This window comes from Thalassobellus sediminis (assembly GCF_044386045.1).
Lineage (GTDB): Bacteria > Bacteroidota > Bacteroidia > Flavobacteriales > Flavobacteriaceae > Thalassobellus > Thalassobellus sediminis.
In genome coordinates, this window is the sequence record NZ_JBISCD010000038.1 from 44,245 (window position 1) to 70,010 (window position 25,766).

Here is a 25,766-nt window from a genome sequence, read left to right on the forward strand (position 1 = left end):
TTTGTGTAATTTTGCAACATGCAATTCAAAATTGAATCCGAGTTTAGTCCTACTGGCGATCAACCACAAGCTATTAAAAAGCTTGTTGCTGGTATTAATTCAAATGAAACCTACCAAACCCTATTAGGTGTTACAGGTTCTGGAAAAACATTTACTGTTGCCAATGTTATAGAAGAAGTACAAAAACCAACTTTGGTTTTAGCACACAACAAAACTCTAGCTGCTCAGTTATATTCAGAATTCAAACAGTTTTTCCCTAATAACGCGGTTGAATATTTCGTTTCTTATTACGATTATTATCAACCAGAAGCTTACATCCCTGTTTCTGGTGTCTATATAGAAAAAGATTTATCTATAAATGAAGAAATAGAAAAAATGCGTTTAAGTGCCACTTCTGCACTTCTTTCTGGTCGTAGAGATGTGTTAGTTATTGCTTCTGTTTCTTGTATTTATGGTATTGGTAATCCTATAGAATTTCAAAAAAATGTTGTTTCCCTAAAACGCGATCAAGAAATTTCGAGAACTAAATTATTACATCAACTTGTACAAAGTTTATATTCTAGAACCGAAGCTGATTTTAAACATGGAAACTTCAGAATAAAAGGAGATACTGTAGATATTTTTCCTAGTTATGCTGATGACGCTTTTCGTATTCATTTTTTTGGAGATGAAATAGAAGAAATAGAATCCTTTAATATTCAAACCAACCAAGTCATTGAAAAATACGATCAAATAACAATCTATCCTGCAAATATGTTTGTAACTTCACCTGATGTATTACAAGGAGCTATCAAAGAAATTCAAGATGATTTAGTAAAACAACATGATTATTTTAAAGAAATAGGAAAACATTTAGAAGCAAAACGACTTAAAGAGAGAACCGAATTCGATTTAGAAATGATTCGTGAATTAGGCTATTGTTCGGGTATTGAAAACTATTCACGCTATTTAGATAGAAGACAACCTGGAACACGTCCGTTTTGTTTATTAGATTACTTTCCTGATGATTATTTAATGGTAGTTGATGAAAGTCACGTTACAGTTTCACAAGTACATGCTATGTATGGTGGCGATAGAAGTAGAAAAGAAAACCTAGTTGAATACGGTTTTAGACTTCCTGCAGCCATGGATAACAGGCCGTTAAAGTTTGAAGAATTTGAAGCCATTCAAAACCAAGTTATTTATGTAAGCGCAACACCAGCAGATTACGAATTACAAAAAACTGATGGTGTTTACGTAGAACAAGTTATTCGTCCTACTGGTCTTTTAGACCCTATTATTGAAGTACGCCCAAGTTTAAATCAAATTGATGATTTAATTGAAGAAATTCAGCAACGTGTTGAAAAAGATGAAAGAACACTTGTAACTACACTTACCAAACGTATGGCTGAAGAATTGACAAAATATTTAGACAGAATTCAAATTCGTTGTCGATATATTCACAGTGATGTTGACACTTTAGAACGTGTTGAAATCATGCAAGATTTACGTAAAGGCTTGTTTGACGTTCTAGTAGGCGTTAATTTATTACGTGAAGGATTAGATTTACCAGAAGTATCATTAGTTGCTATTTTAGATGCTGATAAAGAAGGTTTTTTACGTTCAGCACGTTCATTAACACAAACTGTTGGTAGAGCTGCTAGAAACCTAAACGGAAAGGCCATCATGTATGCAGATAAAATAACTAAAAGCATGCAAAAAACAATTGACGAAACTGAATACAGAAGAGAAAAACAGATTGCCTATAATACCAAACACAACTTAAAGCCCAAAGCATTAAATAAAAGTTTAGATAATGCTTTAACAAAAAACTCAGTTAGTACATACAGTTATGAATTAGAAGCTTTAAAAGCTGCTGAACCTGAAAGTGAATACTTAAGCAAACCTGAGTTAGAAAGGAAAATTAAAGAAAAACGTAAACTCATGGAAGAAGCCGCAAAAGCATTAGATTTTATTATTGCCGCAAAATTGAGAGACGAAATTAAAAGTTACCAGCAAAAAATAGAAAAGCTAAAAGTATAAACTTTTAGCTTTTAATTTTACCCCAAAAGGGCAAACAATATTTAAAATTGATAATAGCGGTGTTTTTTAATTATATTGAGTTTTAAATATATCTATCAATACATCTGGTGGTACAATTTTATTTGGAAAACTTTCCATTAAGTATAAAACTTTAGTAATAGATTCGTGACTTAGCCCCATACGCAAACCAAAGTTATATAACTTTATAACACCTTTAGAATTATTTTCTTCTCCAAATTCTTGCTCTATATTCATTAAAAGTACTAATCTATGAAACTGAACAATACGTTCGCTATGAGATTTTAAATGTGTATAAGTAACAGGATTTTCTATTAAATATTCAAAATCTTCTCGCGTAATTTCTAATTGCTTAGCAACACCTAACAAAAAATTATATTCTATGTTCTTTATATCTTTATCGTACTTCGCAAAGGCTATCATTTCAGACAAAAGACTTAATTTTTCTACTCTATTAATCATTTCGTGAGGGATTATTTATTTACAATATAAAGTTACACACAAGAGTCTTTTAATAATCGTAGATATAATACAACTTATCGAAAAAAGGATAGTATTTTATCGTTATTTTTATTTACTTTATCAATATCACTATTTTTTTCAACTAACAAAACTGCATTTCATCATTATAAACCCCAAAAAAAGCAAACCTCTAAAACAATTTAAACAACTGCAAACCAGCGATTTAAAAAATAAAAACGAATTTATTACCTAATAATTTAAAACTAATAATTAAGGTATATTTGCAAAAGTTTCTAAAACGCTAGAAACACATAGGTATAATAATAATATCGATGAAATGTAGTCGATAAAAAAGCTAAAACATACAGATATGACAAACAACGATATTTTAAAAAAATTACGGGTAGCTCTAAAACTTAGGGATGATGATATTGTAAAAATTTTGACGCTTGTAGATTTTAGAATTTCTAAAAGTGAGTTAGGTGCTTTTTTTAGGAAAGAAGATCATCCTAAATATATGGAATGTGGAGATCAGATTTTAAGAAATTTTTTAAATGGCTTAGTCATTCATTTAAGAGGACCAATGCCAAAAAAGGGAGAAAAGAAAGCACAAAAAAAGAGCAACGATTAACATTGCTCTTTTTTATAAATTAAATAGCTTTTTACGCTAATACTTGCTGTACTTTATCAGCAGCTTCTTGAAACTCTGTAGCACTCATAACATCTAAACCTGAGTTATCAATTAACTCTTTTGCAATATCAGCATTAGTTCCTTGTAAACGTACAATAATTGGCACATTTATAGTTCCCATATTTTTATATGCATCAATAACACCTTGAGCTACACGATCGCAACGTACAATACCTCCAAATATATTTATTAAAATAGCCTTAACTGCTGGGTCTTTTAATATAATTTGAAATGCTGCTTCAACACGAGCTGCATCAGCAGTACCACCAACATCTAAAAAGTTAGCTGGTTCACCACCTGCTTGTTTAATTAAATCCATAGTTGCCATTGCTAAACCAGCACCATTAACCATACACCCAACATTACCATCTAAGTCTACATAATTTAAACCTAATTCTCCGGCTTCAACTTCAATAGCACTTTCTTCACGTATATCACGTAAATCTACATAATCTTTATGTCTGTAAAGTGCATTGTCATCAATAGTCACTTTAGCATCAACAGCCATTATTTTATTATCACTTGTTTTTAAAACAGGATTAATTTCAAATAAAGATGAATCAGATTTTACATAAGCTGTATAAAGATTAGTAACAAACTTTGTCATTTCTTTAAAAGCTAATCCTGATAATCCTAAATTAAAAGCTACACGTCTTGCTTGAAATGGCATTAAACCAACAGCAGGATCTACTTCTTCAGTAAATATTAAATGAGGTGTTTCTTCAGCAACTGTTTCAATATCCATTCCACCTTCTGTAGAATACATAATCATATTACGTCCTGTTCCTCTATTTAATAAAACAGAAACATAAAATTCACTTGTTTCACTTTCTCCTGGATAATAAACATCCTCGGCTACTAAAACTTGATGTACACGCTTACCTTCTGCTGAAGTTTGAGGCGTTACTAAGTCCATTCCAATTATCTGTCCTGCAATCTCTTCTACTTCTTGTAAGTTTTTAGCAAGCTTTACACCGCCACCTTTACCACGTCCACCTGCATGTACTTGCGCTTTAATAACGTGCCAGCTTGTACCTGTTTCAGATGTTAGTTGTTTTGCAGCTGCTACAGCCTCTTGAGCATTTTGAGCAACAATACCACGCTGGATACGTACACCAAAACTGCTTAATATTTGTTTTCCTTGATATTCGTGTAAATTCATAATTTGCTTAATATTTAAGTAGAGCAAATGTAAATAATAGCTCTTAATTAATCTAATTTATTTTTATTAAGAATATTAACAACTATGTAAAACCAACTCAATTGTTAAATAATTAACACAATGTTTAATTTGTATAATTTTTTATTTATTTATTTTTTATATGAAGTAAAGAAATATCTTTGTCGAAAATTTGGAAACTATGTTAGAAAGTCAATTGCTTAAAATTGCCGAAGATTTTGGAAGTCCTGTTTATGTATACGATGCTAATAAAATAGAAGCACAGTATAATAGATTGACTAGTGCTTTTAAAAATGTAAAAAAACTTAAACTTAATTATGCTGTTAAGGCATTATCAAATATATCTATATTAAAGCTTTTTAAATCTTTAGGTTCTGGAATAGATACCGTTTCTATTCAAGAAGTACAACTTGGATTAGCTGCTGGTTTTTTACCAGAACAAATAATTTTTACTCCAAATGGTGTTTCTTTATCTGAAATTGAAGAAGCTGCAAAATTAGGTGTGAAAATTAATATTGACAATTTAGCTATACTAGAGCAATTTGGTGCAAAACACCCTACAGTTCCTGTATGCATTCGTATTAACCCACATGTTATGGCAGGTGGAAATGCAAATATTTCTGTTGGACATATTGATTCTAAATTCGGGATTTCAATCCATCAAATACCGCATATCCTTCGTATTGTTGAAAACACTAAAATGACAATTAACGGTATCCATATGCATACTGGTAGTGATATTTTAGATATTGAAGTGTTTTTATATGCTAGTGAAATTTTATTTGAAACAGCTAAACAATTTAAAAACTTAGACTTTATCGATTTTGGTTCTGGTTTTAAAGTACCTTATAAACCTGGTGATATTGAAACTAATATTGAAGAATTAGGAAAAAAACTATCAAAAAGATTTAACGATTTCTGTAAAGATTATGGTAAAGAGCTTACACTTGCTTTTGAACCTGGAAAATTTTTAGTTAGTGAATCTGGTAATTTTTTAACAAAAGTAAATGCTGTAAAACAAACAACATCAACAGTATTTGCTCAAGTAGATTCTGGTTTCAATCATTTAATCCGCCCTATGTTTTATGGCTCTCACCATGAAATTTCAAATATTTCTAACACAAAAGGACGCGAACGTTTTTATACTGTTGTTGGATATATTTGTGAAACGGATACTTTTGGTAACAACCGTCGTATCAATGAAATTAATGAAGGTGATGTTTTATGTTTTAAAAATGCTGGCGCTTATTGTTTTTCAATGGCTAGCAATTACAACTCACGTTTTCGTCCAGCCGAAGTATTATGGTATAATGAAAAAGCACATTTAATTAGAAAAAGAGAAACTTTTGAAGACATTATAAATAATCAAGTAGAAGTAGATTTTTCAACTAAAAAAGAAAAAGTATTAGTTAAATAAATAATTTCAGTAAAAAGTCTCAACTTATAGTTGAGACTTTTTTTTTAACTTAGCTGATATGAATACCTTCCATACTTTGATAAAATTCTTGCCATTATTTATCTCATTATTATGCACCTATTGCACCCTTGCGCAAAAAGAACAAGAAAACGGTTTTAAAGAAGTAATATTAACTAGCACAAATGCAGATAATAGATATGCTAGTTATAACAAAAAAGGAACTAAAATTGTTTTTGAGTCTAACCGAGATGGGCATTGGCAAATTTACACTATGAACATTGATGGGAGCTCACAAAAACAATTAATTTCAAGTGACTCGAACGATAGGCGACCTAAATGGCACCCGACTAAAAACCTCATTTTATTTGAATCAGACAGAACAGGTATAAATGAAATATATTCTTTTAATTTAGACTCTAATACAATTAAACAGTATTCAATTAATTTAAATGGAAATAAATATAATGCAGATTTTGCTCCTAATGGTGTGCAGTTAATCTTTTCACATCCAGAAAACAAAGACGTTTCTAATATATATACTTGTTCTACTAAGGGTAAACGTCTAAAAAAAGTTATTAGTAATAATTACAAAAACAAATACCCTAACTTATCTCCTAGAGGAGACGCCATTATTTATTTTTCAAATAAAAATACTCAAGGAGAAACTAATATTATTTATACTTACAACCTTTATAATAAAGATAAAAAGAGGCTAAGTTATTTTAAAAACGAAAGTACATTTCCAAGATGGTCTAATAAAAACTCTAGAAGAATTGTTTACTCTGCTAAAGTTGATGATATTCTTCACTCTGAAATATTTATAATGCATAATGATGGTACACACAAAACACGAATAACATATAATAATTTAGAAGACACTCTTCCAAACTGGTCTCCAAATAACGTAAATTTACTTATAACAGGTTTTAGAAATGGTAATTATCAAATTTGTAAGATACTCCTAAAAGAGCCTTTAAACCCAAATCAAAAACCTTTAGAATAGTATTTGTAACAAAAAAAGCTATTTTAATAAACTTCTTATCATCAGTATTTAAAATATTATTTTTTTATTTAAATAATAATTCAAAATTACTGAGGTTTAGAAATATAATCCTTTTACATTTGAAAAACAACTACAATTTTAATGGATTTTACGAACCCCCTAGTGTACGGTACACCTTGTTTTCTTGCTTTAATTTTGGTTGAATTAACTTATAGCAAAAAACACAAAAAAGAAAAAGATTTATACAATTGGAAAGATTTAGCTGCAAGTCTAACCATGGGTATTGGCTCTGCTATATTAGCTCCAATAGCAAAAACAATCGCATTTATATTGGTTTTTACTATGACATACGAACTTTTTAACCCTGAGATTGATGGTATTCGAACAAACATAATGGGTTATCAATCATTTGGTTATGCATGGTATATATGGATTTTATGTCAGTTAGCAGACGATTTTAGTTACTACTGGTTTCATAGACAAAACCATAACATTCGCTTTTTATGGGCTGCACACATTGTTCATCATTCATCAGATAACTTTAATTTAGGTACTGCAGTAAGAAACGGTTGGTTTACCATTTTTTACAAACCTTTTTTCTATATGTGGATTCCAGCAGTTGGTTTTCCTCCAGAAATGTTAGTTGTTTGTTTAGGTATAGAAGCCTTGTGGCAATTTCAATTACATTCTGTTTATATTCCTAAAATGGGAATTATTGAAAAATTCATGAATACACATACCATGCACCAAGTACATCATGCTCAAAATATTGAATATATGGACAAAAACCATGGCGGATTCTTAAACATATTTGATAAAATATTTGGAACTTGGAAAGAACTTGATGAAACTATTGAAATTAAATATGGTGTAACACATGCCCCAAATTCATATAACCCTTTAGTGATTTTAACTCATGAATATGTAGACATTTGGAACGATATGAAAAAATCTAAAAATTGGTATCATAAATTCATGTATGCTTTTGCAGCTCCTGGTTGGAGTCACGATGGTAGCACACTGACTATAAAACAACAACAAAAGCTAACAAGATCTCAAAACAAATAATAAAATTTTACAAACTATTTTGTTTTTTCAAGAAGTTATTTGACTATTTTTAGATTCGCCTCAAGTTGTTAATTTTAGAATTAAAACTTATGCTAATCAAAACTAATCGTATTGAATCTATAGACATTTTAAGAGGTCTTGTAATGGTAATAATGGCACTAGACCATGTTAGAGATTACTTTCATTATGGAGCTTTTTTCAATGATCCAACTAATTTAGAAACCACAACACCTTTTTTGTTCTTCACAAGATTTATCACGCATTATTGTGCGCCAGTATTTGTGTTTTTAGCAGGTACTTCAGCTTTTTTATATGGTAATAAAAAAACGATAAATGAGCTTTTTAAATTTTTGCTAACCCGAGGTATTTGGCTAATTCTATTAGAAATTGTGGTAAACAATCTTATTTGGAAATTCGATTTAAGCTATAGTCGCATTATTCTTCAAGTAATTTGGGCGATTGGATTTAGTATGATCATTCTATCCTTTTTAATTTATTTACATAAAAAAGTATTATTATTTATAGGTGTATTAATTGTTTTTGGACATAATACTTTAGATGGAATTGTTAGAAATGGTAATAACTTCATAGATAATATTTGGTATATATTACATCAACCTAATTTTATCCCTTTTGGTGAGAGTAACGATATTGGGGTATTTTACCCTGTATTACCTTGGATAGGACTTATGGTTTTAGGTTACTGCTTAGGACAACTTTACACTAAAGAATTTGATGCAAAAATTAGAAAAAAATGGTTACTAATTATTGGATTTACAGCTATTGCTGTATTCTTTATTCTTAGAAGTTTTAATATTTATGGAGATTTAATGCCATGGTCTACTCAAGATACTACAAGCAAAACAATTATGTCGTTCTTTAAAGTTACAAAATACCCACCTTCGTTAGCGTACACATTAATAACAATGGGTCCTGCATTATTGTTTTTATATGGTATTGAATCTGTTAAAAATAAAATCACAGATTTCTTTTTAGTTTTTGGGAGGGTCCCCTTATTCTATTACTTTTTACATGTTTTAGTTATTCATGTATTTGCTATTATAGGCATATTAATTTTTGGAGGTAATTGGCAACATATGATTTTAACCAAAGATGTATTTGCTAATGCTAAGCTTATAGATTATGGTTATCCGTTATCTATAGTTTACTTAGTTTGGATAAGTATTATAGCTCTTTTATATTTTCCAAGTAAAAAATATATGACTTACAAAGCAAATAATAAAGACAAATGGTGGCTGAGTTATTTATAAAAAACATTCTTAAACCAATCGATTTTATTGATTTATTAGCAAAAATGTATCAGAATGTTTTTCCTAATGTAAATTGAAGCGGAATAGCGACTCCAACATTTTTAGTAAAAATATTACCATTAGAATAATGCATAATTCTAAGTTCAAAATTATAGGTTCTATTTTCACCAAAAAAGACTCCTAAGCCCATAGTATCTTGATAGGTTATTAGAGGGCCAGAATCTAAACCATCTATCTGCTTTTTTGTTATAAAAGTGGGGCCAATTACCGAATAATTAGTATACATATCAAAGCCTTTTCTTCTTAAAAGATAAAAGCGTAAAACAGGAAAAACAGAAAAAGCATATACTTTTTCTTTATTTAATTGAGATTGAAAATATGTGGCACTAACTCCCCAGTCTAAAGAAAATGTTTTTTTAGACCTAAATGCTGTTTTTTGATAGGTTATTGAATATGCATCAGATGCTTTTACATCTCCTACCCAAAAAACAGGAATTCCAAAACTATCAAAATTTCCAACCTTAAGACTCATTCCAAAAAATTGATTTACTCCAAAACCAATAGCACTTGTACCATAACTTACTTGAATTATATTTTTAGGAAAGAAGTATGTTTTATTTTCTTCATACCCTAAAGCTTTCTCTTTTGGCACTTGTTGTAAATGATATTCAAATCCAACAGAAGCTTGTGAAATAGAAGGCTGATTATATTTTTTTGTTTTTGGTAAAAAAGTACCATTTAAAGAAAGTCTCCATTTATCATTTAATTTATAATTTGCTCCTAACCCATAAATTAAACTTCCAAAATGAGCGTCATCATAAATAACTTCATCGTTTATAGAAAAACCAATACGAGTAGCATTTGCAATACCTGCTTCTGCAAAGAGAGAAAGTTTATTATTTAAATTAAAACTTTTCTTTAAAGATAAAGACCAAACATTTATCCAAACACTCCTTTCATAGCCAATATTATTAACATTATTATATATAAACCATGATGCTGGACGCATAACACCAAATTGAATAGCTAAATCTGGTTTAATTTTATATCCCAATAAAAACCTACCTGAAAACACATTTTTAGTAAAACTCTCGGTAGCAAAACCCTCTTTTAAATTAGCATTAGAAAAAGGATAAAAAACACCCCCTAAGTTTACACTAAAATAGGATTTAGATAAAAAATTTGAAAGTTGAGCAGTAGATTTCCTTTCTTTTTGACCGTAAAAATTTAATGTAATTAATAAGAAAAATAATAATAAATTCTTCATTTATACTTTTTTAAAAAACTATTTTTCTTTAAACTTTCCTTGAAAAACACTCACTTTAGAATTAAAAGGGTTTCCAGAAGCCCGACGTAGCATTACAACTTGTCCACAATGCCATAAAGCATCAGAAATGGGACCGTTTATAATGTTCCAAAAAGGCACTTCGGTTTCATCAAGTTTAAAAGGATCTTTAATGTTTCTTAAAATATCTGACACTGCTTTTAAATTGAGAAGTGTTTGCTTCCTCATGGCTTCAAAATTAAGTTCAGAAGTATTTGTATCCTTGTTATCGCTTAATACACTATTTCTAATAAACTTTGATAACCCGTAAATATGTTCAATTATTTCAGAAGATGATCTTCCTGTTTCACTTGGTTTGTATTTAAGATCTTTATCAAGTAATCCTTCTGTTGCCCAATAATATCTGAAACCTAATCCATCAATCATTCTTGCAGCTACAGTATTTGCTGTATACATTTCAGAATAATCTGGAATTTGATAATATGGTAATTTTTCAACCATAACATTTTGAGCATTTAAACTTAAAACTAAAAAAAATATTAGAAAATTAATATAACTTCTCATTTAACTAATTTAAAATATAAAAAAGGAAACTATTCGTTATTAAGTTGCTGTTTGTACAATTCTATATTAGCTTTTATATCGTCATCCAATTCTGGCTCTTGTATATCATTGTACTTTTTTAATGTATCGTAAATGGTTTTGGCTACTAAATAACGAGCTGTAGGTTTATCATCGGCAGGAATAGTATACCAAGGCGCATGTGGTTTTGAAGTTCTATTTATAGCATCTTCATAACATTCTTGATATTTATCCCAAAGTTTACGTTCTTTTAAATCGCCTGGTGAAAATTTCCAATTCTTTTCTTGCTTCTCTAAACGACGAAGTAATCTATATTTTTGCTCTTCTTTTGATAGGTTTAAAAAGAATTTTAAAATAATAGTACCGCTTTCGGCTATATGCTTTTCAAAATTATTTATTTGTTCAAAACGTTTATCCCAAAAACTTTCATTTATATCGTCAACAGAATTTACTGTTGGTATATTTTCGCTCATTATATACTCTGGGTGTACGCGAGTTACCAAGACGTTTTCGTAGTGAGTTCTATTAAAAACAGCTACTTTACCACGAACAGGTAGCACAATATAATGCCTCCACAAATAGTCATGCTTCAACTCTAATTCTGTTGGAACTTTAAAACTATGTACCTCAACTCCTCTAGCATTAAACTCTTTAAACACTTCTCGTATTAAACTATCTTTACCAGAAGTATCCATGCCTTGCAAACAAATTAAAACGGCATATTTATTATGCGCATACATGGTGTCTTGAAATTGTCCTAATTTTTTTCTAACCTTTTTAAGTGCTTTTTCGGCATCTTCTATAACTACTTTTGTTTTTGAATCTTTCAGAGATATTTTTGAAGTTACTTTATAATCGTTCATCTTTAAAACTTTATTGGACTAAATATATAAAATGTAATCGATTTTATTTTGAAGCAAACAATTTAACATCTTGCTCACTAACTTCGGTTCCGCCTAATATTATTAATCGTTCTATAACATTACGAAGTTCTCTTATATTACCTGTCCAATCATACTCTTGAAGCAGTTTTATAGCTTTTTCTGAAAAGGCCTTTTTTGCGGTTCCTTGTTCTGTTGCTATTTTCTCAGAAAAATGATTCACTAATAAAGGTATATCTTCTCGTCTATCATTTAAAGCAGGCACTTTAACTAAAATAACTGCAAGTCTATGATACAAATCCTCTCTAAATCTTCCTGCTTCAATTTCTTGTTTCAAATTCTTATTGGTTGCAGCAACAACACGAACATTTACTTTAATATCTTTATCACTACCCACGCGTTGTATTTTACTTTCTTGCAATGCACGTAATACTTTTGCTTGAGCAGACAAACTCATATCGCCTATTTCATCTAAAAAAATAGTTCCCCCGTTGGCTGCTTCAAATTTTCCTGCTCTGTCTTTAGCTGCACTTGTAAAGGCTCCTTTTACATGACCGAATAATTCACTTTCAATTAATTCAGACGGAATAGCAGCACAATTAACCTCAATCATATTAGCCTTTGCTCTGGCACTTTTTTCATGTAACCAATGTGCTACAAGCTCTTTTCCGGTTCCATTTGGTCCAGTAATTAAAACACGGGCATCGGTTGGAGCTACCTTATCTATAATATCTTTTATTTGCGATATAGCATCACTTTCGCCAATCATTTCGTATTTCTTACTTACTTTTTTCTTAAGAATCTTATTTTCTACAACTAATTCTTTTCTATCTAAAGCATTACGAACGGTGTTTAACAAACGATTTAAATCTGGCGGTTTAGATATATAATCAAAAGCTCCTAAACGCATAGTATTTACTGCAGTATCTAAATCGCCGTGTCCAGAAATCATAACAATTGGTATTTCTGGTTTTATTTTTTTTGTTGCTTCTAATACTTCAACACCATCCATTTTTGGCATTTTTATATCACAAAGTATTAAATCGAAATCATCATTTTTTATTTTTTCAATACCAGATAATCCATCTTCTGCTTCATCTACTTGGTATTTATCATTTTCTTCAGAAAGAATTTTAACTAATACTCTTCTAATAGCAGCTTCATCTTCTATAACTAATATCTTTTGCATAATTCTATTTTTTTATAATATGAATATCGCGTTGCGGAAACGGAATACTTATGTTGTTTTCTCTAAATAATCTATCTATTTCAAAACGAATTTCACTTTTAGGAAAGCGCACATTAAAACTATCATTTATTGTAAATGCTAATTTGAAATTTAATGAACTTTCTCCAAAATCTGTAAACAATACTGTTGGCTCTGGATTTTTTAAAACATCTTTTTGATTAGTTGCTGCTTCAAGCAATAACTCTTTTACCAATTGTACATCGCTACCGTAAGCAACTCCTACATCAACACTTTCTCGAGTGGTTATTCCATTTTGAGTCCAGTTATAAAGACTATTAGTCAAGTATAAATGATTAGGTATTATTAATACTTTATTATCAATCGTTGTTGCTCTGGTTGTTCTAAGTTTAATTTCTTCTACTCTACCTACTTTTCCTTCTAATTCAATAATATCTCCAACATGAACAGACTGATCAACTAATATAAAAATACCAGAAATAATATCTTGAAATAGTGTTTGAAGCGCCAAACCAATACCAATTAACAACGCTGCAGATGCTGCAAAAATAGCAGTTACATTAATACCTATTGAGTCAAAAACAATAAGTACAACAATTATATATATAAACCATCTAGCAAAAGAAAAGACCGTATTAAATTTAGCCTTATCGGCTACTGGCATTTTTCTGGTAACAATCTTTTTTACCCATCTTAAAAGATATGTTGTTACTATTATTACAGCAAAAACTAATAAAACATATTTTACTTTAAGTACAATATTATGCGCCTCTTCTCCTGTACCATAAGGAAAATCTAGAAGCTTAAACTCAAGAAACTCTTTAACTTTTTCCCAAAAAGAACTATTAGTAACTACCTCACCAACTTGTTCTACCTCATGTTCTATTTTATTTGCTACTTTACTTTGCATGTTAATACTTTATCCATTTTATAATTTCTTTATAACTCGGTTTTTTACCATACATTAAAATACCTACTCGATAAATTTTTGCTGCAAACCAAACAGTAAACATAAATGTACCAATTAATATCAACAATGATACCAACTGTTGCCACAATGGTACTCCAAACGGAATACGCATAAGCATGACTACTGGCGATGTTAATGGCACAAACGAAAACACTGTAGAAACCATACCATGAGGATCTTCAATAACTGTAAATATACCAATATAAACTGCCAAAACAAGTGGCATTATAATAGGCAGCATAAATTGCTGTGTGTCTGTTTCATTATCTACTGCGGCTCCTATAGCGGCGTATAACGAACTATATAAAAGATACCCTCCAATAAAAAATAATATGAAAGCAAAAATAAGATTAGCAAGTGGTAAATTATAAAAGGCTAATACTATATTTTGTAATTCCATACTTAACTCAGGGTTTTCCATGGCTTGCTTCATCATTTCTTGCTGAGGCGTTTGCATTTGAGACATATCTATTCCAAAAAACAGTGATATAATCGTCATTAAAACACTTCCAAAAATTAACCATATAACAAACTGTGTAAGACCTGCTAAAGAGGTACCAATAATTTTACCAAGCATTAATTGAACTGGCTTTACTGAAGATATTAGAACCTCAATAATTCGGCTAGTTTTCTCTTCTATAACACTGCGCATTATCATATTACCATAAATAATAATAAACATGAAGAGTAAATAACCTGCCGCTATTCCAAAAGCTAATTTTGCAAAACTATCAACTTTAGATGTTTCTTCTCCTTCATAACTTTCTTGTGTAATATTAACATGTACTTTCGAAGCATTAATAACTTCTACATCAATTCCTTTATCTTGTAACTTAATATTAGTTAGTTTAGTTTCAAGCTTGCCCTCTATACTTGAAATTATTGAAATTGATGGTGACTCTTCAGAATAAAATTTAACATGACTTGAAACAGCATCAATATCCTCTAATTTATCAATATGTAATAAACCATAAGCTGATGTTTCTTTTGTTAACATTTTAGCATCTTCTATAGACAAGCCTTCTAAAACATTGTAGGTTATATTATCTGAACTTTTAAAAACATCATGCAATAAACCTGACTCATCTAGAATAGTAATAGTTCTAATTTTATCATTATTCAATTGTGATAAATAAGCTACAACAGATATAAGAGCAATCACAATAATTGGACTTAAAAAAGTCATTATAATAAAGGCTTTATTTTTAACCTTAGTAAAATATTCACGCTTTATAATTAGTGGTAAATGATTCATGAAAAATTAATTATTCTTTACAGTTTGAATAAAAATATCGTTAACACTTGGTATGAGTTCTATAAAATGAGAAACTTCTCCTTTAGAAGTTAAATAATTTAGTAAATCGTTTGGTGTATTTCCATTTGACAACTTAATATTTAGCTTCAATTCTTCTTCTATAGTTTTAAAATTAGCTGGAGACACTTCAAATTTCTCCGATAATTCATGCTTTAAAATATCGTTATCATTAGTTTTAATACCAACCTCAAACGTATTGATTTTATACTGACGCTTTATATCTATTAATTTACCTTCAATAAGTTTGTTTGATTTATTGATTAACGCAATATCATCACACAACTCTTCTACAGATTCCATTCTATGTGTTGAAAAAATAATAGTGGCTCCATTATCTCGTAAACGTAAAATTTCATCTTTAATTAAATTAGCATTTATTGGATCGAAACCAGAAAAGGGTTCATCAAAAATTAATAATTTAGGTTGATGTAAAACGGTAACAATAAACTGTATTTTTTGAGCCATTCCTTTTGAAAGCTCTTGAATTTTTTTGTTCCACCAATCTCCAATATCCAAACGTTCGAACCAATATTTTAAACGCGTTCTTGCTTCTGCTTTACTTAATCCTTTTAATTGCGCCAAATATAAAGCTTGCTCGCCAACCTTCATAGATTTATACAAACCACGTTCTTCTGGTAAATAACCTATATCTTTTATATGTGAATTATTAAGTAAATCGCCATCTAAATGAACAGTTCCAGAATCTGGCATTGTTATTTGATTAACAATACGTATTAATGTTGTTTTTCCTGCACCATTAGGCCCTAACAACCCAAATATACTGCCTTTAGGAACAGAAATTGACACGTTATTAAGCGCTCTAAAATTGCCAAAGTTTTTAGAAACGTCTTTAACTTCTAATAAGTTACTCATTAATTTTATTATTGACTTGTTATCGGTAAATATATTAAATGTTAACCGAGGTATTTAATGCTTTTTTCATAAATTATTAATAAAAAAATACAGTCTTATTATAAAAACAAAACCCACCCTTAAAAAAATTAAGGATGGGAAAAAAATTGCTATGAAAAAGAAAAATTATCACTAAAATAAATTAGTGATAGCTCAAATATAGTTTTTTTTTCGTAATTATTCATAAAATAAAGAGAGAATATCTTTCATATAGACAAAAAAAATCCGCTATAATGCGGATTCTTTTTTTTCGATTAAATAGCTCTCCATTAAGAAAACATGTCTTTTACTTTCTCAAAGAAAGATTTATCTGAACTTTCTGGTTTAGGATCAAAATGTTCGTCATCTTTCATTGTTTCAAAAAATGCTTTTTGTTCTTTATTTAACGTTTTAGGCGTCCAAACATTAACATGCACTAAAAGATCTCCTTTACCATACCCATTAATACTTGGTATTCCTTTTCCGCGTAAGCGTAAAATTTTACCAGATTGTACTCCTGCTTCTACTTTTATTCGCACTTTTCCTGTTACGGTATCTATTTCTTTAGAAGTTCCTAAAACAGCATCTGGGTAACTTACATATAAATCGTAATGTAAATTATCGCCCTCACGTTGTAATTTATTATGCTCGACCTCTTCAATAGCCACTAATAAATCTCCTGAAATACCATTTCCTGGCGCTTCGTTTCCTTTACCAGAAACTTTAAGTTGCATTCCATCTACAACACCTGCAGGTATTTTTATAGAAACCGTTTCTTCTGCTACTTTTAACCCTTGAGCATCAGCATCGGAAGGTTTTTTATCAATAGTTTGTCCTGCTCCACCACACGCATTACATGGTGCCGATGTTTGCATTCTACCTAAAATAGTATTTGCTATACGCGTTACTTGACCGCTACCTCCACATGTAGAACATGTTTTATAAGTAGTTCCTGGCGCTTGAACTTTACGTTTAACTTTTATTTTCTTCTCAACACCATTAGCAATTTCTTCTAATGTTAATTTTACACGAATACGAAGATTACTTCCTTTAACACGACGTTGACCTCCGCCTCCGCCAAAACCAGAAAATCCGCCGCCTCCGCCGCCAAATATATCACCAAACTGGCTAAATATGTCGTCCATATTCATACCACCGCCACCAAAACCGCCGCCTCCGCCGCCGTTTTCGAATGCTTGATGTCCATACTGGTCGTAACGTGCTTTTTTATTATCGTCGCTTAAAATTTCGTATGCTTCAGCTGCTTCTTTAAATTTAGCCTCGGCACTTTTATCATCTGGATTTTTATCAGGATGGAATTCTATCGCCTTTTTACGGTATGCTTTTTTAATTTCGGCTGCCGTTGCACCTTTGCTTACTCCTAATATTTCGTAATAATCTCTTTTAGCCATATTCTTGTTTTATTGCCCAATAACAACTTTAGGGAAACGAATTACTTTTTCACCTAGTTTATATCCTTTTTCAATAACATCAATAATCTTTCCTTTCATATCATCAGTTGGCGCAGGGATTTGAGTTATTGCCTCATGATCGTCTGCGTTAAAAGCTTCACCTTTTTCTACAGTAATTACTTTAAGTCCTTTTTGCTCTAAAGTGCTTACCAATTTATTATAAATTAACAACACACCTTGACGTAAAGCTTCAGCTTCTTTGTCTTCATCAATATGACTTAAAGCACGCTCAAAATCATCAAGAATTGGCAATAATGTTTTCATGACATCTTCACTAGCTGTTGAAAACAATTCAATACGCTCTCTAGAAGTACGTTTTTTGTAATTTTCAAATTCAGCAAATAAACGTAAAAATTTATCCTTTTCTTGCTGTACTTCTGCTTGTAATTTCTCTTCTAAAGTTTGCTCTTCAACAACCTGTTCTTCAACATCTACAGTTTCTGTTTGTGCATTTTCAACAGCTTCCTGCTCTATATCTTTTTTATCTTTTTTGGACATTGTAAAATTTAAATTTTGTGCAATTCTAAAATTAATTGGCAAAAGTACTGCCATTCTTGTTAAAATGCCATAATGTCATTAAATATTTTTCAAATAAAAAAATCATTCTTTTAAAAAAAAAGACATACTTTTAATTTTACTTAAATTATACATAATATATTAGCTATGAATCTTAAATCCATAATATTTTTATTTATAATCTTAATATCAAATTCTTACCTAAATAGTCAAAATGTTACTATAAGAGGTATTGTTAAAGATGAACTTAATACTGTACTAAGTAACGTAAGCGTCAAAACAACTAAAAGTGACATTGAAGTATTAACGGATTCTAATGGATTTTATAGCATTACTGTTACTCCTAAAAGCAAATTGATTTTTTCACATCAAGGTTTTAAAAAACAAAAAGCATCTGTAAAAGGTAAAGATATTATCAATGTTTTTCTAAAATATGATATTAAAGCAAATAAAGAAAAATATGTCAATACCGGGTATGGTAAAATCAAACAATCTGAAAGTACCATTTCGACAAGTTCTGTAGATGAAAAACTAATTGAACAAGAAAACAATCTAGATATTTTCGCTTATTTACAGACCATCCCTGGTCTTAGTATTGTAAACAATCAAATTCGAATAAGAGGAAACCGAAGTTTATCAGTAGATGATTCTCCTCTAATAATACTTAATGGCTCACAATACAATGCACCATTAAACAATATAAACCCAAGAGATATAAAATCTATAGATGTATTAAAAGATGCTTCTGCTACAGTTGTATACGGCTCTAGAGGAGCTAATGGTGTTATTTTAATTAAAACTAAGTAATAATATAAACAACTAGAATGAATAAATACTAAAGAACTAATTATTTTAACCCTTTAACATAAGTCTATCTAAATTAATAAAGAAAAAAAAATTTAAATAACTAAGTCTCTTTGTGAGAACAGCGCGGTTTTTTGATTTTATAATATAATATAAGTAACTTAGAAAAAATTTTCTAACAAACTAAAAATGAAAAGACGACCATTTATAAAAAAATTAATTCAAACTACTGGAGGTCTTTATTTAGCATCTCAATCCTCTTTACTTTATGGTTGTAATACTACAATAAAAAATAAAAAATTAGGTATAGCACTAGTTGGCTTAGGTAATTACTCCAAAGGGCAATTAGGTCCTGCTTTACTTGAAACAGAACATTGTTATTTAGCAGGTATAGTAACTGGTACTAAAGAGAAAGAATCTATTTGGGCTGATACATACAATATAAAAAAGGAAAACATCTATAATTATGACAATTTTGATACCATTGCAACAAATGATGACATTGACATAGTCTATGTTGTATTGCCAAACAGTATGCATGCAGAATTTACTATTAGAGCAGCTAAAGCTGGCAAACATGTTATATGCGAAAAACCTATGGCTACATCGGTTAAAGATTGTGAAAAAATGATAGCTGCTTGTAAAGAAAACAATAAAATGCTTTCTATTGGATACCGTTTACATTTTGACCCTTATCATAATGAAATAATGCGCATAGGTCAAAATAAAATTTATGGAGATTTTGATGTAGATTCAGAATTCTCGTTTGAATTAAAAGACCCAAAAAGATGGCGAACTCAAAAGGCGTTAGCTGGCGGCGGACCTTTAATGGATTTAGGTATTTATTCGCTTCAAGCTTCAATATATTCGTTTGGCGAACTACCAATTTCTCTATGGGCAAAAAACACGACAATAGATAATAACTTTTTTAAAGATATTGAAGGATCTATAGAATGGGAATTAACCTTTCCTTCTGGGAAAGCATATTGCAAAACTAGTTATGAGAAACCTATTGTTGCAAAATTAAAGCATACTACTCAAAAAGGTGATGTGAATTTTGATAAGGCATTTTTCTATGGAGGAATTGAAGCAACAACCCCTGATGGAGACTTGAAATTTAAACCCATGAATCAACAAGCTGTACAAATGGATGCTTTTGCACTAAACATTATACAAAACACGCAAAGTTTAGTTCCTGGAGAAATGGGATTACGAGATAATTACCTTATTGAAAAAATATATGAATCTGCAGCAAATAATAGCAAAGTCATACAATTAGATAACATCCCTAATGTTTTAGATATTAGAAGAAATTAACAGAAGTTCCTTATCCAATAATTATAAAAACAAGTATTTTCTATTCTTTATAGAAAATAAAAGGATACTAATTATATCAAAATCACTTTATGAGAATTGAGTGATTTTTTTATACAAAAACACATGATTTGTAATCTTTTTTTTATATAATTGTTGTAGTATAATATTTATTAACCAACTTAATCAAGCATGTTAAAAAAAGTAACATTTATAATTCTTTTACTTTTTGCACAAAATATTTTTTCACAAGAAGTTTTCAAAAAAGGATATTTTATTAATAATGATAATGAAAAAAATGATTGTTTAATTAAAATAAATTCAAGACTTAATCCTGACAAATTCACCTACAAAAACTCAAATGATGCTGAACAACAAATACAAACCATTAAATCTGTTAAGGAATTTGGTATCTACAATACATCAAAATACATCAGAAAAACAGTTAATATAGATATTTCAAGTGATATATTAAGTAAGATAAGCAATGACAAAAACCCCACATTAAATAAAGAAGAACTTTTTTTAAAAGTATTAATAGAAGGAAATGCTAATTTATATTTATTTGAAACTAAATCTTTAATTAGATATTTTTATAATAAAGGTAATTCTGAAATCTTACAACTTATATACAAACGCTATAAAAAAGAAAATGAAGAAATAATTAGTAAAAATCAGGAATACAAAAGACAATTATGGAATAACTTAAAATGTGAAAGTATTTCAATAAATGATGTAAACAAACTAGATTATAAAAAAACAGAACTGATTAATTTTTTTATAAAGTATAATGAATGTAAAAAATCTAAATATATTAGGTTTGAAAATACTGAAAAAAAAGACTTATTTAATATTACCTTGAGACCTGGTTTCAATAGCTCATCTCTTTCAATTTATGAAGCCATAACAAGAAATAGAACTGATATTGGAAATGATTCTGGTTTTAGATTTGGTATAGAAGCAGAATTTATTATTAATTCAATCAAAGATAATAAATGGTCTGTTTTCATAGAACCTACATATCAATCATACAAATCAAAATTAGAATGGCAAGGTAGTACTCAAAAGTATTTTATTGATGTATCTTATACTTCTATAGAAATTCCAATAGGTATAAGACATTATTTTTCATTAAATGACGAATCTAAAATTTTTATTAATGGTGCCATACTACTAGATTTACCATTAAATCCATCAATAGATTTTAATTTTAGCCCTGGATATTTAGATGCTCAAACAACATTCAACTTTGCTTTGGGAGCAGGATTTAAATTTAATGACAAATATAGTTTAGAAGCTAGATATTTAACAAATAGAAATTTATTATGGCGCTACCAAGGTTGGAGTTCAAAATACCAAACATTATCTATAGTTTTAGGCTATGCTTTATTTTAGTAAATTTACCAAAGCAGGCTCTAAATGATGGTGTTTAAAATAAAACCCTTTATCCTCTATTTTCTTAGAACTGACACGTTGGCTTTCAAATAATAGCAGATGCATTTCACCTAAAATAAATCGCATTAAAAATTTAGGAATATTAGGTAAAAGCAAAGGTTTACTTAAAACTTTTGCTAAGGTTTTAGTTAACTCCTTATTACTAACAGGATTTGGAGCTACGCCATTATAAACACCACTTAATTTATTTTGTAAAACAAATAAAAACATATGAGCTAAATCGTGTATATGAATCCATGATTGCCACTGTTTACCACTTCCAAAAGCAGCACCTAAACCAAACTTAATTGGTTTAACCATTTCTTGCAAAGCCCCTCCTTTATTTGACAATACTAAACCTATTCTGATTTTAGAAACCATGATATTTAATTTAGAAAAAGCATCAACTTCTTGCTCCCAAACTTCAACAACACTACTTAAAAAAGAAGTGTCTTCTATTTTAAAAGATTCATCATAATAATTAATCAAAGAATCTGGATAAGCTCCAATGGCACTTGCAGAAACAACATGTTTTATAGAATGTGATTCCCCCTTTAAGGCATTTACTAACAATTGTGTGGTTTCTTTTCTACTGTTTAAAATTTTCTTTTTATAAATGGGTGTCCAACGCTTTGAAACAGTAGCACCGGCTAAATGAATAATAGCGTCCACTTGTTTAAAACAAACATCATCTATCTCTTGTAATTTAGGATTCCAATAAAAACCTTGGTAGTTTTCTTTTATTTGAATTTTAGATTTACTGGTAGTTAAATAATTAACAGCAATATCTTGCTCATGACAGAGTTTTACAATTTCCTGCCCTATAAGTCCCGTTGCTCCAGTTATTAAAACACGCATTGTCTTTTTATTTTAAAGTTACAAAATGAAAATGTAGTTTACTAACTATTTGTATTAGCTTTAACAAAAAAAGATTCTTTTTAAGAAGTCACAACATTACTAAAAATTATTCCTTTGAAATTACTGAATGCTTAGTTGCACGAAGCATTTCGCGTTTTCCTGGTGGTCCAGGCAATCGTTCTACTTCAAAACCTACTGCTTGCATTGCTCGACGTACACTTCCTTTGGCTGAATAGGTTACTAAAACACCGCTATTTTTTAAGGCATCATACATTTTTTTAAAAATAGCTTCTGTCCATAATTCTGGTTGTACTCGTGCTCCAAAAGCATCAAAATAAATAATATTGTACGCGTCAATATCTTCAATTTCATTGAAAAATTTATGTTGCTTAATTAATGAAAAATTAGGCGTTACTATATTCTTTTCATTCCAAGAAATTTCATGAAGGTGTTTAAACAAAGGGTCATTTTCTGGTACCTGTAATTCTTTTGAATAATTAAGCTGATTAATTTCTTCCATTAAAACAGGGTAACCTTCAACACCGCAATAATGAATATTAAGTTTCAACTTTTCAGCTTCTAATAACGTTATAAACGTATTTAAACCTGTACCAAACCCTATTTCTAGTATAGATATTGATTTATCAGATTCAAAATTATAAAAATGTTGTAAACCATGTTTTATAAACACATGATACGCTTCTTGAATAGCACCATGTTTAGAATGGTATTGTTCGTCCCATTCTGGTAAATGAATAGTTGACGAACCATCTCCTGTTACTACTATTTCTCTTTCCAAATTATTGTTTTAATAAAACACCATCCGCTTCAAAGGAATAGGTTCGTTTGGGTTTTGTAATTAAGGCTATTTCTTCTTTTGTTTTTCCTATATCTTCTGCATAATGACGTTGTTCATCAACAGAAACTTCTTCTACAAAAGCTTTTCCATTAATAATAACCTCCTTACCAGTAATGTCTTTTGGCATAAAGAATCCGTAATCTTTAAACTTAACCATAACTTCGGTTCCATCTTCTAAATCTAATCGCATCCAACAGCCTTTTGCTTGACAAACACTATTTACTTTTGCTATCATCTTAGAATTTATACTATCCCCAGCAACCATGGTTTTATAATGATATGCCATAGACGAAACTGCTATGGCATCGTTAGAAATAATTTTATTGCCAAATGATTTATAATTTACTACTTCAACTTCATGAGTTGTTTTTGAAATTTCTTCTTTTTTATTTTTACAAGCATTTAACATTAAAACACAAAGAATCACTAAGAAAACTGTCTTCATTGTATAAATATTTTAATTTTAAAGTATTTGTGTAAATATACCATTTTTTAAAAACGTTTTTTACTTAAATTTGTCTCATAAAAGAACAAGACATGAGTGCAATAATCAAGGACATCGAGATTATAAAATCTAAAACTACTAAAATTAACGAGGTTGATTTTAATGATTTAAAATTTGGAAATACGTTTTCAGATCACATGTTAGTATGTGATTTTAAAGATGGAAAATGGCATGCACCCAAAGTGGTCCCTTACCAACCAATCACTTTAGACCCTTCAGCTAAGATTTTCCACTATGGACAATCTGTTTTTGAAGGTATGAAGGCTTATAAAGATGCTGATGAGAATGTCTTTTTATTCCGTCCGGTAGACAATTTTAAGCGTTTAAATATATCATCAAAAAGATTAGCAATTCCTGAATTGCCAGAAAGCTATTTTATGGATGGCTTAAAAACCTTATTGGAAGTTGATAAAGATTGGATACCTAAAAACGAAGGAAGTTCTTTATATATAAGGCCATTTATTTTTGCTTCAGGAAACGGCTTTCATGCTTCGCCTGCAGATGAATATAAATTTATAATTTGTACGGCACCTTCTGGATCTTATTTTTCTGGAAAAGTAAAAGTTTTAATTGAACAAACCTATTCGCGTTCGGCAAATGGCGGTGTTGGTTTTGCTAAAGCTGGAGGTAACTATGCAGGCCAATTTTACCCAACACAATTAGCTGTTGCTAAAGGATACCAACAAGTTATTTGGACAGATGACAACAACCATGAATATATTGAAGAAGCTGGAGCCATGAATATTTTTGTTCGCATAAACGACACACTTATTACAGGACCAACAAGCGATAGAATTTTAGATGGTATTACACGTAAAAGTATTATTGAAATAGCTAAAAACGAAGGTATTCCTGTTGAAGTTAGGAAAATAACTGTTAGTGAAGTGGTAGAAGCGGCTAAAGACGGTAGTTTGAAAGAAATGTTTGGAGCAGGTACTGCTGCTGTTATTTCTCCAATTGCTGGTTTTGGATATAAAGACATCGATTATGATTTGCCTGAATTGGATAAAACATATGCTAGTTTTTTAAAGAAGACTATTACAGATATACAAACTAACAAAAGTGAAGATGTATACGGATGGCGCGTTAAATTAGATTAAGTCACCAACATATTTAGAAATAAAAAAGAGAAGTAATTAGCTTCTCTTTTTTATTTCTTTAATATAGCATCGATATTTGGCTTAAAATAATTAGGCCCTTTTAATACTTTTCCATCTTCTCTGTAAATTGGCTGTCCGTCATCCCCTAATTTACTCATATTACTTCTTTGTATTTCTTCAAAAATTTCTTCAATTTTATGTTGCATACCATGTTCTATAATGGTTCCACATAAAATATAAAGCATATCGCCTAAGGCATCAGCAACTTCAACTAAATCATTATTATTTGCTGCTTCTAAATACTCTTCGTTTTCTTCTTTCATTAAATTAAAACGCAACATATTTTTATCTATACCAAGATCTGCTATAGGTGTTTCTTTATGTCCAATTTTAAATGCCGTGTGGAATGCTTTTACTGCTTCTATTTTATTCTTCATCAATAATATAATTTTATCATTTCCTTGAAGAAGGAAATCTGTTTTCATTATTTTTGCATAAAAATAACTATATGTTTAGTAAAGGTCAAATCATTTTCGGTGTTTTATTTTTTATTGTCTTCGCTATTATAATTGGCTTCACTTACCGAAAAGATTTAAAACTACACAAAAAGTTTTACAAAGGTAGTTATTGGGTGCTTTTAG

Annotated in this window: 25 protein-coding genes; 10 read left to right on the forward strand and 15 right to left on the reverse strand. The window is 29.8% G+C overall.

Annotation, left to right across the window (positions count from 1 at the left end; all coding sequences use genetic code 11):
- Window positions 1-18 precede the first annotated feature (18 nt).
- Window positions 19-2,022: an excinuclease ABC subunit UvrB gene (uvrB, locus tag ACH5TW_RS03540; RefSeq protein ID WP_439335102.1), complete on the forward strand. Its 2,004-nt coding sequence runs from the start codon at window positions 19-21 to the stop codon at window positions 2,020-2,022.
- 66 nt (window positions 2,023-2,088) lie between these two features.
- On the opposite strand, the gene ACH5TW_RS03545 is transcribed toward uvrB, so the two are convergent.
- Window positions 2,089-2,502, reverse strand: coding sequence for a TerB family tellurite resistance protein (locus ACH5TW_RS03545; RefSeq protein ID WP_439335103.1), 414 nt, complete (start codon window positions 2,500-2,502; stop codon window positions 2,089-2,091).
- 370 nt (window positions 2,503-2,872) lie between these two features.
- Between ACH5TW_RS03545 and ACH5TW_RS03550 the strand changes: the two genes are divergently transcribed.
- On the forward strand, window positions 2,873-3,133 hold the full coding sequence (locus ACH5TW_RS03550; RefSeq protein ID WP_439335104.1) for a DUF1456 family protein: 261 nt from the start codon (window positions 2,873-2,875) through the stop codon (window positions 3,131-3,133).
- A gap of 31 nt (window positions 3,134-3,164) precedes the next feature.
- On the opposite strand, the gene sucC is transcribed toward ACH5TW_RS03550, so the two are convergent.
- Window positions 3,165-4,355, reverse strand: a complete 1,191-nt coding sequence (sucC, locus tag ACH5TW_RS03555; protein ID WP_439335105.1) for an ADP-forming succinate--CoA ligase subunit beta — start codon at window positions 4,353-4,355, stop codon at window positions 3,165-3,167.
- A 199-nt stretch (window positions 4,356-4,554) separates the two neighbouring features.
- Here sucC and lysA point away from each other — a divergent pair, with 199 nt between their 5' ends.
- From lysA to ACH5TW_RS03575, 4 genes are all read left to right on the forward strand, one after another.
- The gene (lysA, locus tag ACH5TW_RS03560; RefSeq protein WP_439335106.1) at window positions 4,555-5,790 is read left to right on the forward strand and encodes a diaminopimelate decarboxylase; all 1,236 of its coding nucleotides are present in this window, start codon (window positions 4,555-4,557) and stop codon (window positions 5,788-5,790) included.
- 58 nt (window positions 5,791-5,848) lie between these two features.
- Window positions 5,849-6,793 (forward strand): TolB-like translocation protein, encoded by a 945-nt coding sequence (locus ACH5TW_RS03565; protein WP_439335107.1) that lies wholly within the window; start codon window positions 5,849-5,851, stop codon window positions 6,791-6,793.
- Between the two features lie 141 nt (window positions 6,794-6,934).
- Entirely contained in the window at window positions 6,935-7,861 is a 927-nt protein-coding gene (locus tag ACH5TW_RS03570) for a sterol desaturase family protein (RefSeq protein ID WP_439335108.1), read from the forward strand.
- 89 nt (window positions 7,862-7,950) lie between these two features.
- Window positions 7,951-9,132, forward strand: coding sequence for an acetyltransferase domain-containing protein (locus ACH5TW_RS03575; RefSeq protein WP_439335109.1), 1,182 nt, complete (start codon window positions 7,951-7,953; stop codon window positions 9,130-9,132).
- A gap of 49 nt (window positions 9,133-9,181) precedes the next feature.
- Here the strand turns inward: ACH5TW_RS03575 and ACH5TW_RS03580 are convergent, their stop codons facing one another.
- The 9 genes from ACH5TW_RS03580 to ACH5TW_RS03620 all read right to left on the reverse strand — a co-directional run bounded on the left by ACH5TW_RS03580 (window position 9,182) and on the right by ACH5TW_RS03620 (window position 18,233).
- Complete coding sequence (locus ACH5TW_RS03580; protein WP_439335110.1) at window positions 9,182-10,399, reverse strand: acyloxyacyl hydrolase; 1,218 nt, start codon at window positions 10,397-10,399, stop codon at window positions 9,182-9,184.
- 18 nt (window positions 10,400-10,417) lie between these two features.
- The gene (locus ACH5TW_RS03585) at window positions 10,418-10,981 is read right to left on the reverse strand and encodes a hypothetical protein (protein ID WP_439335111.1); all 564 of its coding nucleotides are present in this window, start codon (window positions 10,979-10,981) and stop codon (window positions 10,418-10,420) included.
- Window positions 10,982-11,010: 29 nt separating this feature from the next.
- Entirely contained in the window at window positions 11,011-11,862 is an 852-nt protein-coding gene (locus tag ACH5TW_RS03590; RefSeq protein WP_439335112.1) for a PPK2 family polyphosphate kinase, read from the reverse strand.
- A gap of 43 nt (window positions 11,863-11,905) precedes the next feature.
- On the reverse strand, window positions 11,906-13,069 hold the full coding sequence (locus tag ACH5TW_RS03595; RefSeq protein ID WP_439335113.1) for a sigma-54-dependent transcriptional regulator: 1,164 nt from the start codon (window positions 13,067-13,069) through the stop codon (window positions 11,906-11,908).
- A 4-nt stretch (window positions 13,070-13,073) separates the two neighbouring features.
- Complete coding sequence (locus ACH5TW_RS03600; protein ID WP_439335114.1) at window positions 13,074-13,997, reverse strand: mechanosensitive ion channel family protein; 924 nt, start codon at window positions 13,995-13,997, stop codon at window positions 13,074-13,076.
- 1 nt (window position 13,998) lies between these two features.
- On the reverse strand, window positions 13,999-15,312 hold the full coding sequence (locus ACH5TW_RS03605; RefSeq protein WP_439335115.1) for an ABC transporter permease: 1,314 nt from the start codon (window positions 15,310-15,312) through the stop codon (window positions 13,999-14,001).
- 6 nt (window positions 15,313-15,318) lie between these two features.
- Window positions 15,319-16,245, reverse strand: coding sequence for an ABC transporter ATP-binding protein (locus ACH5TW_RS03610; RefSeq protein WP_439335116.1), 927 nt, complete (start codon window positions 16,243-16,245; stop codon window positions 15,319-15,321).
- A gap of 308 nt (window positions 16,246-16,553) precedes the next feature.
- On the reverse strand, window positions 16,554-17,675 hold the full coding sequence (gene dnaJ, locus ACH5TW_RS03615) for a molecular chaperone DnaJ (RefSeq protein ID WP_439335117.1): 1,122 nt from the start codon (window positions 17,673-17,675) through the stop codon (window positions 16,554-16,556).
- 9 nt (window positions 17,676-17,684) lie between these two features.
- Complete coding sequence (locus ACH5TW_RS03620) at window positions 17,685-18,233, reverse strand: nucleotide exchange factor GrpE (protein ID WP_439335118.1); 549 nt, start codon at window positions 18,231-18,233, stop codon at window positions 17,685-17,687.
- A gap of 165 nt (window positions 18,234-18,398) precedes the next feature.
- Between ACH5TW_RS03620 and ACH5TW_RS03625 the strand changes: the two genes are divergently transcribed.
- From ACH5TW_RS03625 to ACH5TW_RS03635, 3 genes are all read left to right on the forward strand, one after another.
- Window positions 18,399-19,058, forward strand: coding sequence for a TonB-dependent receptor plug domain-containing protein (locus tag ACH5TW_RS03625; protein ID WP_439335119.1), 660 nt, complete (start codon window positions 18,399-18,401; stop codon window positions 19,056-19,058).
- Between the two features lie 186 nt (window positions 19,059-19,244).
- Window positions 19,245-20,372 carry a Gfo/Idh/MocA family protein gene (locus ACH5TW_RS03630; RefSeq protein ID WP_439335120.1) on the forward strand — a complete coding sequence of 376 codons (1,128 nt, stop codon included), beginning with the start codon at window positions 19,245-19,247 and terminating at the stop codon, window positions 20,370-20,372.
- A 189-nt stretch (window positions 20,373-20,561) separates the two neighbouring features.
- Complete coding sequence (locus tag ACH5TW_RS03635; protein ID WP_439335121.1) at window positions 20,562-21,764, forward strand: porin family protein; 1,203 nt, start codon at window positions 20,562-20,564, stop codon at window positions 21,762-21,764.
- Here the strand turns inward: ACH5TW_RS03635 and ACH5TW_RS03640 are convergent.
- From ACH5TW_RS03640 to ACH5TW_RS03650, 3 genes are all read right to left on the reverse strand, one after another.
- A complete protein-coding gene (locus ACH5TW_RS03640) occupies window positions 21,756-22,661 on the reverse strand; it encodes a TIGR01777 family oxidoreductase (RefSeq protein WP_439335122.1) in 906 nt (301 codons plus the stop codon). The genes ACH5TW_RS03635 and ACH5TW_RS03640 overlap by 9 nt on opposite strands.
- A gap of 106 nt (window positions 22,662-22,767) precedes the next feature.
- Window positions 22,768-23,460, reverse strand: coding sequence for a tRNA (5-methylaminomethyl-2-thiouridine)(34)-methyltransferase MnmC2 (mnmC2, locus tag ACH5TW_RS03645; protein WP_439335123.1), 693 nt, complete (start codon window positions 23,458-23,460; stop codon window positions 22,768-22,770).
- A gap of 1 nt (window position 23,461) precedes the next feature.
- Entirely contained in the window at window positions 23,462-23,965 is a 504-nt protein-coding gene (locus tag ACH5TW_RS03650) for a DUF4920 domain-containing protein (protein WP_439335124.1), read from the reverse strand.
- Between the two features lie 92 nt (window positions 23,966-24,057).
- Here ACH5TW_RS03650 and ACH5TW_RS03655 point away from each other — a divergent pair, with 92 nt between their 5' ends.
- Entirely contained in the window at window positions 24,058-25,125 is a 1,068-nt protein-coding gene (locus tag ACH5TW_RS03655) for a branched-chain amino acid aminotransferase (RefSeq protein WP_439335125.1), read from the forward strand.
- A 50-nt stretch (window positions 25,126-25,175) separates the two neighbouring features.
- Here ACH5TW_RS03655 and ACH5TW_RS03660 read toward each other — a convergent pair whose 3' ends face one another.
- A complete protein-coding gene (locus ACH5TW_RS03660; protein ID WP_439335345.1) occupies window positions 25,176-25,562 on the reverse strand; it encodes a pyrophosphohydrolase domain-containing protein in 387 nt (128 codons plus the stop codon).
- Window positions 25,563-25,766 lie beyond the last annotated feature (204 nt).